At 63.2% G+C, this 12105-nt stretch carries 14 protein-coding genes; 3 read left to right on the top strand and 11 right to left on the bottom strand.

Annotation, left to right across the window (positions count from 1 at the left end; all coding sequences use genetic code 11):
• Positions 1-223 precede the first annotated feature (223 nt).
• Positions 224-964 carry a GntR family transcriptional regulator gene (locus BXA07_RS08610; protein ID WP_034759852.1) on the top strand — a complete coding sequence of 247 codons (741 nt, stop codon included), beginning with the start codon at positions 224-226 and terminating at the stop codon, positions 962-964.
• Between the two features lie 194 nt (positions 965-1158).
• On the opposite strand, the gene BXA07_RS08605 is transcribed toward BXA07_RS08610, so the two are convergent.
• From BXA07_RS08605 to rpsP, 10 genes are all read right to left on the bottom strand, one after another.
• Positions 1159-2628 (bottom strand): nitrilase-related carbon-nitrogen hydrolase, encoded by a 1470-nt coding sequence (locus BXA07_RS08605; RefSeq protein ID WP_076567320.1) that lies wholly within the window; start codon positions 2626-2628, stop codon positions 1159-1161.
• Positions 2629-2630: 2 nt separating this feature from the next.
• Positions 2631-3449 (bottom strand): AraC family transcriptional regulator, encoded by an 819-nt coding sequence (locus tag BXA07_RS08600; RefSeq protein WP_076567318.1) that lies wholly within the window; start codon positions 3447-3449, stop codon positions 2631-2633.
• 96 nt (positions 3450-3545) lie between these two features.
• Complete coding sequence (locus tag BXA07_RS08595) at positions 3546-3995, bottom strand: CBS domain-containing protein (RefSeq protein ID WP_076567317.1); 450 nt, start codon at positions 3993-3995, stop codon at positions 3546-3548.
• 84 nt (positions 3996-4079) lie between these two features.
• Positions 4080-4415, bottom strand: coding sequence for a DUF3579 domain-containing protein (locus tag BXA07_RS08590; protein WP_029496213.1), 336 nt, complete (start codon positions 4413-4415; stop codon positions 4080-4082).
• A gap of 237 nt (positions 4416-4652) precedes the next feature.
• A complete protein-coding gene (locus tag BXA07_RS08585; protein WP_076567315.1) occupies positions 4653-5612 on the bottom strand; it encodes a CobD/CbiB family protein in 960 nt (319 codons plus the stop codon).
• A 97-nt stretch (positions 5613-5709) separates the two neighbouring features.
• Positions 5710-6369 carry a CoA pyrophosphatase gene (locus BXA07_RS08580; RefSeq protein ID WP_076567313.1) on the bottom strand — a complete coding sequence of 220 codons (660 nt, stop codon included), beginning with the start codon at positions 6367-6369 and terminating at the stop codon, positions 5710-5712.
• Positions 6370-6446: 77 nt separating this feature from the next.
• Positions 6447-6830: a 50S ribosomal protein L19 gene (rplS, locus tag BXA07_RS08575; protein WP_010395528.1), complete on the bottom strand. Its 384-nt coding sequence runs from the start codon at positions 6828-6830 to the stop codon at positions 6447-6449.
• 130 nt (positions 6831-6960) lie between these two features.
• A complete protein-coding gene (trmD, locus tag BXA07_RS08570) occupies positions 6961-7707 on the bottom strand; it encodes a tRNA (guanosine(37)-N1)-methyltransferase TrmD (protein ID WP_076567311.1) in 747 nt (248 codons plus the stop codon).
• Between the two features lie 50 nt (positions 7708-7757).
• The gene (gene rimM, locus BXA07_RS08565) at positions 7758-8315 is read right to left on the bottom strand and encodes a ribosome maturation factor RimM (protein ID WP_076567309.1); all 558 of its coding nucleotides are present in this window, start codon (positions 8313-8315) and stop codon (positions 7758-7760) included.
• A 13-nt stretch (positions 8316-8328) separates the two neighbouring features.
• Entirely contained in the window at positions 8329-8580 is a 252-nt protein-coding gene (gene rpsP / locus BXA07_RS08560) for a 30S ribosomal protein S16 (RefSeq protein WP_076567307.1), read from the bottom strand.
• 275 nt (positions 8581-8855) lie between these two features.
• On the opposite strand from rpsP, the gene BXA07_RS08555 reads away from it, so the two are divergent.
• Both BXA07_RS08555 and BXA07_RS08550 read left to right on the top strand, forming a co-directional pair.
• Positions 8856-9290 carry an NINE protein gene (locus BXA07_RS08555; protein WP_076567305.1) on the top strand — a complete coding sequence of 145 codons (435 nt, stop codon included), beginning with the start codon at positions 8856-8858 and terminating at the stop codon, positions 9288-9290.
• Positions 9291-9426: 136 nt separating this feature from the next.
• Entirely contained in the window at positions 9427-10053 is a 627-nt protein-coding gene (locus BXA07_RS08550; RefSeq protein WP_076567303.1) for a glycine zipper 2TM domain-containing protein, read from the top strand.
• A 191-nt stretch (positions 10054-10244) separates the two neighbouring features.
• On the opposite strand, the gene BXA07_RS08545 is transcribed toward BXA07_RS08550, so the two are convergent.
• Positions 10245-12035, bottom strand: coding sequence for an acyl-CoA dehydrogenase (locus BXA07_RS08545; RefSeq protein ID WP_076567301.1), 1791 nt, complete (start codon positions 12033-12035; stop codon positions 10245-10247).
• Positions 12036-12105 lie beyond the last annotated feature (70 nt).

Here is a 12105-nt window from a genome sequence, read left to right as displayed (position 1 = left end):
CAGTTGCAACTTTTTTTTTATAACGTTGTTTGAATCACACAGACCACTTTATCCAAATCAATCTGTAGCCCGTGTAGACGGACTAAATACCGGCGAAGGCAGGCATAAATTGTTGACCTGATAATTCAAACTGGTTTTATAACGGCCTTTTTTGGTATTATCCAGCGACACAAAACAGATACAGAGCGCGTCTGCAACGCGCCGTAACGGAGACCCTCAGCGTATGACCACCCTGGCTCACATCATGCAAGGCCTGGGGCAGACGAGCAGCCTGCCCCTGTACCAGCAACTGCAGCGCGCGCTGCGCGAAGCGATCGACAAGCGCATCCTCGGCCCCGACGAAGCCCTGCCGGCCGAGCGCCAGCTGGCCAGCGACCTGGCCGTCTCGCGCATCACCGTGCGCAAGGCCATCGATGGCCTCGTCAACGAGGGCTTGCTGGTGCGGCGCCCCGGCTCGGGCAATTTCATCAATACGCGCATCGAGAAAAACTTCGCCAAGCTGACCTCGTTTTCAGAGGACATGCGGGCGCGCGGACGCACGCCGCGCAGCGTGTGGCTCAAGCGCGCAGAGGGCACCGTCACCCCGGAAGAAGCCTTGCGCCTGCGGCTGTCGCCGGGCGCGCCCGTGTACCGCTTCCACCGCATCCGCTATGCGGACGAGGTGCCGATGTGCCTGGAATACGCCACCATCGTGGCCAGCTGCCTGCCGGCGCTCGACGCCGTCGACGTGTCCATGTACGACGCGCTGGAACAGGCGGGCAACCGCCCCGTGCGCGCCTTGCAGCGCCTCAGCGCGCTGTTATTGACGGGGGAACAGGCCAGCCTGCTGCAGGCGGAGGAAGGCGATGCCGGTTTATCGGTGGAAAGGCTGGGCTTTTTGCGCGATGGCCGGGCCGTGGAATTTTGCCGCTCCTACTTCCGCGGCGATATGTACGACTTCGTGGCCGAATTAAGTACCAATTAATACCAGTTTCACGCTTTTCTCAATACCAGAGAAAAACCACTTATTGCAGTGCAATATATATCCGGCATGGCGCCTGTATATAGGCGGCAGCCGTGCAATTACCATTGGCGATTATGTGGCTGCTTTGCGGATAATATGAAAATGCACGCACCGGCTGTGTTTTTGCGCATTGCAGCAAAATGAAGTATTTCCCGTCATGAAGCGGGGGCGGCGCGGCGCCCCACGCCCAGGAAAAGCAGCGCCAGCGCCACGCAGAGCCAGCCGCACAGCGGTCCCAGCCAACCGGCACAGGTCGCCACAGGCCGCGCCGCCGGCAAGGCCGCCAGCAGGGTACTGCCCGGCATGGCGCTGCTGGCCTGCTCCGCCAGTACCCGTCCATACGCGTCGCTGACCGTCAGCCGGCCTTCACGCGCGGCGCGCAGCACCGCATAAGCGTTTTCCACGCCGCGCACGACGGTCATGCGCGCGCCCATCCAGCCATCGAGCTGGAAATCCCAGGCCGGCACCAGCATCGCCTGCGCCCCGGCCGCGCCATACGCCTGTCCCAGCGGCGCGAAATGCATGTCCTTGCAGATGGCCAGGCCCATGTCCTGCCCCGCCACGGGCTGCACGGCATACGCGCCACCGGCAAGAAACTCGCGCTCGGGCGGCGCCAGATGGTGCTTCTGGTAGCTGACGGGCGCGGCGCCATCGGGAGCAAACAGCCAGGCCAGGTTGCGCCGCCCGGCCGCCTCTTGCACGCCGATGCCGAGAATGATCCACACGCCCGCTTGCCGCGCCAGCGCCTGGAAGCGCTGCCGCACGGCGTCGGCCTGCGCTGGCGCCAGCACGGCGATCTTTTCCGGCAGCAGCACCAGCCGGGCGCCCTGCCCGGCCAGCTGCGCCACGTGGCGCGCGTACTGGTCCCAGACGGCTTGCGCGCGCGCCGGCGGCGTGGCCGGGCCGATGAAATCGTCGATAGCCGCCAGTCCCGCCAGCGGCCCGCCTGGTCCTGCTCCGGGTCCGGGTGCGCCGTGCACGCGCCAGGCGCCGCCGGCGAAGGCGGCCGCCAGCAGCAGCGCGGCCGCGCCCGCCGCCGGCGCGTATGCGCGGCCGCCCGCCAGCAGCAGGGCCAGCGCGGACGGCGCCAGGCACAGCACGAACAGCAGGCCGGGCACGCCGGCCAGCGCGGCCACCTGCAGCACAGCAAGATGATCGGCTTGCGAATACGCCAGGCTGCCCCAGTTACCATCGAGCAAGAAGGCCGCCATCACGGTATCGATGGCCACCCACAGCACGGGATAGGCCAGCACCGTCCAGCCTGCCCGGTAGCGCAGCACGAGGCGCCGCGTGGCCAGCACCACCAGCAGCCACAGCAATGCCTTGACGGCGATCGCGGCCAGCACGGCCGGCAAGGGCATCAGCAGGCGAAAATAGCTGAAATTCGACGACAGGCCCAGCACGGCAGCCAGCAAGGTCATCCAGGCCGCATCGCGGCGCGACGAGCGCAGGGCCAGCCACAGCACGGGCAGCGGCGCCAGCCAGGCCAGCCAGCCGACGGGCTGCGGTCCCAGCACCCAGTACAGGGGCAGGCCTGCCGCCAGCGCGGCAGCCAGTTGTAACAGGCGCGCACGCAGCACGCCACTGCCGGCAAACAAGGGGGGCGCAGACAGGATATTGAGCATGCTCAACCTTTCAAGGGCAGCCAGATTTCCACCCCGCCCACGCCGCTGGCCGGATCGAAATGCTGGTCGTAGCGTTCAAAATCAGGCGCGTCGGCCACTTCCAGGCCGGAGCGGGGCAACCACTCGTTCCACACCGTATGCCAGGTGGCGCGGATGGTGGAAATGTGGCCGCGGTGATGAAACACGGCATAGCGCCGCGGGGCGATGCGCAGCCGCGTCCAGCCGTCGGGGGCCTGGGAAAAGTCGTTCACCGGCATGGAGCACAGGTAATCGAAATTACCCGCATCGTCATTGTTGCAGCACACGCCATACGCGAGCTGGCCGGGCGCCGCATGGGCCAGGAAACGCTGCCACAGGGCGGGAATGCCGGCAGCCGTTTCTGCGCGATAACGTTCGACGAGGCCCGCCAGCAGCAAGGCGGGGCCCTGCTCGAAACGGGGTGCTTCCAGGGCCACGCCAGGCGCCACATCCAGTTTGATGGCCTCCACCAGCGCGAGGTTGGCGACGTGGCGCTGGGCCCGCACCATTTCCGGCGTAACCTTGAATTGCTCGCGGAAGGCGCGCGTAAACGCTTCGTGGGAAGCGTAGCCAGCTGCGAGCGCGACGGCAAGGATGTCCTGCGCCCCCTGCGCCAGCACGCGCGCCGCCTCGCTCAGCCGGCGCGCCCGTACATAGCGCATGACGGAGTAGCCTGTCGCCAGGCCGAAGGCGCGCGTCAGGTGGCAGGGCGAAGCGCCGCCCACGCGGGCAATGTCGTCGAGCGACAGATAGTCCGCAGAATGCGATTCGATATACCAGAGTGCCTTGGCCAGATAGTGCATATGCGCTTCCCGTGGAACGAGCAGCGACTGTAGCATTTCCGGGTGCGGAGGATTTGACTGGAATTGCGCAATACCGGACGGGCGGTACAGGTATGCCTATTTGCGCGCGCGCTTTTCATGCGCCAGCTGGCCGCCGCTGATGCGCGCCAGCTCCGCCATTTCCGCCGCCATGAAGGCCAGCAGGTCGTCGATGCTGACGATGCCGAAAAGGCCGCCCAGGCTGTTGACGACGGGCAAGCGGCGAATGCCGTTGACGCGCATGCGTTCGATGATGTCGTAGACGTCCTCGTCTTCGCTGGCCGTGAGCAGCTGCGCGCTCATGATGTCGCCCACCAGCAGGCTGGCAGGGTCGAGGCCCAGGGCGATGACGGAGACGACGATGTCGCGGTCGGTCAGGATGCCGACGGGGACGTGCTCGCCATTGGGCTGCTCGGCCACGACCAGGTCGCCCACGTGGTGCTGGCGCATCATCAGCGCCGCCTGCTCCACGCTGGTGTCACGCTGGCAATGGATGGTTTGCCGGGTGCAGATATCGCCGATACGCATGTCGCCACTCCCTCACGTGCAGAAGTGTCAACGCTACGCCTGCCCGCAGGCACGGGCTTTGCGCCAGATCAATTGAAGCTGGCTTTACTTTTCTTCCGGCGGTGGCAGGAAGCAGGCTTCGACGATCTGCAGGTCGTTGTCCTTGGCAAACTCGCGCACGAAGTGAAACGCCATCGGCTCGATTTCGCGCAGCTTGGTGTTGACGACCACGGATTTGACGCCGTTGACGACGGTCGGGCGCACGTAGGGCGAATACTGGAGGTGCGCGTTGCGCCCGCCGCCTTCGGGATTGAAACAGGACATCACTCCGCAAAGGCGCTCGGCCCAATCGCTGGGTCGGAATTGCTTGCCATTGCTGGTGAGACCAAGGATGAAGAACTCGTCTGAGAGTTCCCCTGTTTTTTGAGATAACTCGGCCATGTGGCTTGTCGGGACTGGATTGCGTGAATGGCCCCGGCGGGTAAACCGGGCTGGTAGTTCAGTTTGTCACTGCACTGCGTGTACTGCGGTAAGCCAGTATTATATCTTATAGAAGACTTGGGTTCTACCTCGATCTGCCCTGACGATGCAAACAGGGGCCGGCACGCCTTGCGCGCCAGCCCCTATTTTAACCTTCTTCCACGCGCCAGGCGCATGGATGGCGCGTATGCGCCCGCATCAGCCGAGGAAAACGGCGCCCGACATCAACAGCAGCAACAGCATCCACAGCAGCAAGGCGCGCCAGACGAGGCCCACCGTGCTCTGCAAGGCGCGCGCCCCCGGCTCTTCGCCGGGCAGGATATCGCTTTCGCTGTCGCTATCGTCGACGGCCATGTCGGGCGTGACGAGCACGCGCGCGGCCGTTTCCGCCGGCGTGCCCAGGCGTACGCCCATGGCGCCGCCGCCAGCCGTCAGGATGATGCCGATGGACTCGTCCTGCCAGCGCTGGGCGAAATTGCGCCAGGCGTAGATGGCGTCCTCGAAATTGCCGACCACGGCAAACGCCACGGCCGTCAGGCGCACGGGGATCCAGTCGATCCAGTAAAAGGCGCGCGCGGCGAACTGGCCGAACGCTTCATTGCGCATGTGCTCGGGCTCGTTCCAGGCGCGCGCCAGGTATTCGGCCACGCGGTACATCACGGCGCAGGCTGGACCCAGCGGCATCAGGAACCAGAAAAATACGCCAAACACATTGCGGTGCGTGGTGATCAGGGCTTTTTCCACGGCGATGCGGGCGATTTCACCCGCTTCCATGCCCACGGTGTCGAGCTTGGTCCAATCGGCCAGCAAGGTGCGGGCCGTCGCTTCGTCGCCGGCGCTCAGGGCCAGCTGGATCGAGGTGAAGTAATGGCTGTAATGGCGAAAGCCCAGGGTCAGGTAGACGATGAGGACATTCCAGGCAAAGGCCAGCAGGGTCAGCTGGTAGTGGAGCAAGATCCAGTACACGCCCGCCGTCGGCACCATCAGCGCACCGATCATGAGGAACCAGCCCATGCGGCCATGGCTGGCGTGGCCGGCATTGAACCAGGTCTCCATGCGCATCGCCAGGCTCTTGATCTCGGCGTAGATGGGATTATCCGCGCGCAAAGGTTTGAGCTGCTCGATCAGCAATGCGCAAAGTATGGAGAGAAATGTCATCAAACGTCCTTTTTGTCTTTTTCAGCAATACCGCAATGCCCGCTACGATAGCGCAGTGCAGTGCCGGAATCAAACTTATTACGTGCGGGGCGCCATTTTACGCGCGCAAGAGGTGAAACAGATTGCGCAGCATGCCGGCCGTCGCGCCCCAGATATAGAAGCGTTCGTAGGGCATGGCGTAGAACGAACGCCGTCCGCCCGGCAATTCCACCGACAGGCGCTGGTGGTTGAGGCCATCCATGAGGAAGGCCAGCGGCACTTCGAAGATTTCCGCCACTTCGGACGGGTCGGCGCGCAGTTCAAACGGCGGCGTCACCAGGCCCACCACGGGCGTGACCTGGTAGCCGGTGCCCGTCAGGTAGTCGGGCAGGCAGCCGAGCACTTCGACGTGCTGGCGCGCCAGCCCCACTTCTTCTTCCGTCTCGCGCAGGGCCGTGGCTACGGGCGAGCCGTCGAACGGTTCGCTGCGCCCGCCGGGAAAGCTGACCTGGCCCGCATGGCTGCTCAGGTGGTCCGTGCGCATGGTCAGCAGGATGGTCAGGCCATCCGGCCGCCGCACGAGGGGAATGAGCACGGCGGCGCGCACGGGCACGGCGCGGGCGGAGAGGAAATCCTGGGTAATCTCGGGCTGCCAGTCCGGCGGTTCGGCCAGGCGCTGGCGCAGCCAGTCCGGCGTCATGCGCGCGGCATCCAGCGCCGCCTCGCCGGCGATCGAATCGATGGCGAGTTGTTTTGGATCAAATGCGATGGTGGCCATGCAGCTTGTCCCATAGACAATTCAGAATAAAAAAGGGGCGCCGAGAGGCACCCCTTTTCCCAACGCAGACGCTGATATTACGCGCTTGCTTTCGCCACAACGCGGCGGTTTGGCAATTTTTCTTTGATACGCGCCGATTTACCCGAACGCTCACGCAGATAGTACAGCTTGGCGCGGCGAACGTCACCACGGCGTTTCACTTCGATCGAAGCGATCAGCGGCGAGTACAGTTGGAACGTACGCTCGACGCCTTCGCCGGACGAGATCTTGCGAACGATGAAGTTCGAGTTCAGGCCACGGTTACGACGGGAGATAACGACGCCTTCGTATGCCTGGGCGCGCTTGCGCGTACCTTCGACGACGTTGACGCTGACGATAACGGTATCGCCTGGTGCGAATTCAGGAATGGTTTTACCCAGACGAGCAATTTCTTCCTGCTCTAATTGTTGAATCAAGTCCATTTTATAACTCCGAAAACCATCATGCCGGCGCACTGTGGATAGCAAGTATCCGCCCGGTAGAGGATGGGTAATACAATATGGGCAACATGCCCGGCACTACTGTCCACCCTGCCGGCCGTCCGGGGACGGCTTACAGGCTGGCCAGGAATTTTTCGTCGGCCTTGCTGAGCAAGCCGGCGGCGCGCGCACTGACCAGCAGGTCAGGACGCTTGGTCGCGGTCGCTTCCAGCATGCGCTGGCGGCGCCACTTGACGATCTCGGCATGATTGCCACCCATTAAGACGGGCGGCACGGCCATGCCTTCATACGTTTCCGGCCGCGTATAGTGCGGCGAATCAAGCAATCCATTGACGAAGCTGTCCTCGATGGCCGATGCTTCCGTGTTCAGGACACCGGGCAACAGGCGGATCACCGCATCCATCAGCGTCATGGCGGGCAATTCACCGCCCGACAGGACAAAATCGCCCATGCTGATCTCTTCATCGACGCAACGGTCCAGCAAACGCTGGTCCACGGCTTCATAGCGGCCGCACAGGATGACGAGACCAGGCTCGGCTTTCAACTGCGTGACACGCTCATGCGTGAGCGGACGGCCTTGCGGCGACATGAACACCACGCGCGGCGCGGCCAGTCCCAGTTCCGTCTGGCGTTGCTTGGCGGCATTAATTGTCGCCTCGAGCGGTCGGGCCATCATCACCATGCCGGGGCCGCCGCCATACGGGCGGTCATCCACGGTGCGGTGATTGTCGGTCGTGAAATCGCGGGGATTCCACAGCGACAAGCCACATTTACCCTGCTCGAAGGCACGCCGGGTCACACCCGACTGCGTCAGCGCGGCAAACATTTCCGGGAACAGGGTCACGACATCAAATTGCATCGCTCGCCATCCTGAAAACATTGCCCGGCGCAAAGTTATGCGCAGGCGGTTTAATAATCGAGGCCCCAGTCGACCGTGATCTTGCCGGCAGCCTTGTCAACGTGAATGACAAACTGGCCAACAAACGGGATCAGGCGCTCAGGCGCCTTTTCAACGGTCTCATCGGCAGTGGCGACGGGCGTAACGCGCAAGATCGACTGCGGACCATTGCTCATCATGTCGTGCACTGTGCCGAGGCACTCGCCTTGCAAATTCTCGACTGTCAGTCCGATCAGATCGGACCAGTAAAATTCATCGGCCGACAGCGTCGGGAAATGGCTACGCGGAATTTGCACAGACACGCCTTTCAGCGCTTCTGCGGCATCCCGCCCGACCACACCCACCAGCTGGGCCACGACGTCGCCGCCGTGTAACTTCGCTTGCCTGACTTGAACATCATGCAAGGTCGGTTTATCAAACCACCAGGTCTTGACGCTTAATAATGCATCCGCGTCGTCGGAGAAAGGAGTGATCCTGACCCCGCCAGCAATGCCATAGGCACCGGAGACATAGCCTACCTGTACCAGGTCATCGGGGACTTTCACCCCGGATGCAGTCTTGACCGTCAAACCAGTGATCTAATTAAGCTGCTGCTTTGCCGTTGCTGGCAACCAGACGGGCAACGGTTGGCGACAATTGTGCGCCAACGCCTTGCCAGTAGGCCAGACGGTCTGCGGTGATACGCAGTGGAACTTCGCCACCTTGCGCCATCGGGTTGTAAAAACCGATACGCTCAATGAAGCGACCATCGCGGCGATTGCGCGAATCAGTAGCGACGATGTTGAAGAACGGGCGCTTCTTGGCGCCTCCACGAGCTAAACGAATAACGACCATAATATTTCCAAAAAGTGTGCTGAGGCGGAAAAAGCCGCAAATTATAGCGCGCTTTACCGCCAGGCAGCAAGCGTTATGATGACGGGCGTGTAATTTGGGCTAATCAAACATTATGACCAGACATCGCCGAAGACGCAATAGGCGCGTGCGCCTATCGTGCCGGCGATGCACGGAATCAGGCAATATCATCGCACAATGTCCGATAAAAATGCTATCGCTGCGGGCGACAATGAGCAATACTGACTATCTTTACCGATGAGCAACTCTGGAGTCCCATGAACACCACGACTGTTTTGCAACACTCGCACAAGAACAAGGCGTTCACGTCGCTGCTGGCTTTCCTGCTGGGCGCCGTGGGCGCGCACCGCTTCTACCTGCATGGCGCCAGGGACCGCTGGGGCTGGCTGCATCTGGCCGCCCTGCCCGCCTGCCTGGTCCTGCGCCAGGCCTTTCCCGAGGCCGACTGGTTTTATCAGATACTGCCGCTGACCCTGTCCGCACTGGGCGGCTTCCTCGAAGCGCTGGTACTGGGCTTGATGCCGGACGACAAGTGGGATGCCCGCTACAACGCCGCATCAAGCCGCCTGTCGGATACGGGCTGGCCGCTGGCCGTCGTGCTGGTGGCCACCCTGATGCTGGGCGCAGGCGTGCTGATCGCTACCATGGCCCGGCTGTTCGACCTGCTGTACACGGGCGGCGCCTACGGTTAATTTCCGTACAGAAATGACATCACGCCGGCCGCCCCGCACGCACATGTAAGTGTTGGTAAGCAATCATGATTTTCCTCTATACTGCATTCACAATGCCAACATTACCGGCACATTCAACACACCCCAGGAGAAGATCATGATTCGTCGCCCATACCTCATCGCAGTGGCCGTCACCGCCCTGTTCAGCACATCCGCCTTCGCGCAAAACCTGTCGCCGAAGGCGCAATACGCCTACGACACGAAGCAAGCCAATACGCGCTATGCGGACGACAAGAAATTGTGCGCAGAAGAAAGCAGCTCCAAAGCCCGCATGCAATGCCTGCGCGACGCCAAGGGCGAATACGACCAGGCCATCATCAACGCCAAGGCCGCGCAAAAAGCGGGCAATTCCTACGCCAGCCAGCCTTCCAAGCAGCCGCAGCACCAGATCTGCGCCGAGTGCGGCAAGGTGCTGGCCGTCAACGTCACTGAAAAAGCGGGCGAAGGCGGCGCGCTGGGCATGATAGGCGGCGGCGTGGCCGGCGCCCTGCTGGGCCGCCAGGTAGGCGGCGGACGCGGCAAGGACCTGGCCACCCTGGCCGGTGCCGCCGGCGGCGCGTATGCCGGCAAGCAAGTCGAAGGCCACATGAAGAACGCCAAGACCTGGACCGTGACCGTGCAATACGAAACGGGCGCCAAGGCCGACTTCGCGTTTGACCAGGACCCAGGACTGGCTGCTGGCGACTTGGTACGCAATTCGGGCAACGGCATCGCCCGCCGTTAAGAACGCAGGGAAAGCATCCATGGCGGCGTTGCCCCGGTCTGGCCGACATTGCCGTACTAGCGGCGGACGGCGACAAGGCGCCTTGCCCTGAACGCGTTCCCAAGCATTCTTGACAGAAATAAAAAAGCGCTGGAGATCACTCTCCAGCGCTTTTTTTGCATTCAGCCGGCTCTCGCCGGCCCCGCGTCAACTTAAAACTGCTCTTCCGACAGCGCCATCACGCCCGCGCTGCCGTCGATGATGGTGGCGCGCAAGCCCGGTGCCTGCGACAGGATGTGGTCGGCAAAGAAGCGGGCCGTGGCGATCTTCGCCTTGTAGAACGCCGCGTCGCCGCTGCCCTCGCCCAGCTTTTGCTGCGCCGCCACGGCCGCGCGCGCCATTTGCCAGCCGCCCAGCACGATGCCAGCCAGTTTCAGGTAGGGCACGCTGCCCGCGAAGACGGCCTTGATATCCGTCTTCATGTTCGCCACCACATACTCGACCACGGCTTCCAGCGCGGCGCTGCCTTCGGCCAGGTGGCGCTGCATGGCCTGGAAGTCGGCGCCGGTCAGCTCGCCCAGCTGGGCTTCCGTGGCGCGCACCTGGGCGATGATGGCTTTCGCCACGGCGCCGCCGTCGCGCACCGTCTTGCGGCCCACGAGGTCGTTCGCCTGGATGGCCGTCGTGCCTTCGTAGATCGTCAGGATCTTGGCGTCGCGGTAATGCTGGGCGGCGCCTGTTTCCTCAATGAAACCCATGCCGCCATGCACCTGCACGCCGTCGCGCGTGACGTCCTGCGACATTTCCGTGGACCACCCCTTGATCACGGGCACCAGGTATTCATACGTGGCCAGGCTTTCCGCGCGCACCCCGGCGTCCGGATGGTGGTGCGCCACGTCGCTGATGGCCGCGCCCACGTAGGCCAGCGCGCGCGCCGCCTCCGTCTGCGAGCGCATCGACATCAGCATGCGGCGCACGTCCGGGTGGTGGATGATGGAGACAGGACCGGCGGAACCAGCCAGGTCGCGCGACTGCACGCGGTCCTTGGCGAACGCCACGGCTTGCTGATAGGCGCGCTCGGCCAGGCCGATGCCCTGCAGGCCCACGCCGAAGCGGGCCGCGTTCATCATGATGAACATGTATTCGAGGCCGCGGTTTTCTTCGCCCACCAGGGTGCCGATGGCGCCGCCGTGGTCGCCGAACTGCAGCACAGCCGTCGGGCTGGCCTTGATGCCCAGCTTGTGCTCGATGGAAACGCAATGCGCGTCATTGCGCGCACCGAGGCTGCCATCCGCGTTGACGAGGAATTTCGGCACGATGAACAGCGAAATGCCTTTCACGCCGGCCGGTGCGTCCGGCGTGCGGGCCAGCACCAGGTGGACGATGTTTTCCGCCATGTCGTGTTCGCCATACGTGATGAAAATCTTCGTGCCAAAGACTTTATACGTGCCATCGTCCTGCGGCACGGCGCGCGTGCGCACGGCGGCCAGGTCGGAGCCGGCCTGCGGCTCCGTCAGGTTCATGGTGCCCGTCCACTTGCCCGACACCAGGTTTTCCAGGTACGTCGCCTTTTGCGCGTCGCTGCCGGCCGTCAGCAGCGCTTCGATGGCGCCGTCCGACAGCAAGGCGACCAGGGCGAACGAAATGCTGGCCGAATTGAGCATTTCGATGCACGGCGTGGCCAAGAGCTTGGGCAAGCCCTGGCCGCCGAACTCGGTCGGATGCTGCACGCCCTGCCAGCCCGCTTCGCCGTAGGCCTTGAACGCTTCCTTGAAGCCTTTCGAGGTCGTCACCTGGCCGTCGTGCCAGAAGCTCGGCTCCTTGTCGCTGGGCCAGTTCAGGGGGGCCACCACGCCGCCGCAGAACTTGGCGTTTTCTTCCAGCACGGCTTCGGCCGTATCGGGCGTGGCGTCTTCGCAGCCGGGCAAAGTGTGGATTTCGGCCAGGCCGGCCAGTTCGTTCATCACGAACAACATGTCTTTCAGCGGGGCTTGATAGCTCATCTATTTCTCCAAGAAAAAAGCCACGCGCGGCTCGCCGTGTGGGGCGGGCCGGCGTGGCTTTGTCAATAAC

Source organism: Janthinobacterium sp. TND4EL3, assembly GCF_900156175.1.
GTDB lineage: Bacteria > Pseudomonadota > Gammaproteobacteria > Burkholderiales > Burkholderiaceae_D > Janthinobacterium.
The sequence above is the reverse complement of the archived record's forward strand: the minus strand, read 5'-3'. Positions and strand labels throughout refer to the sequence as shown.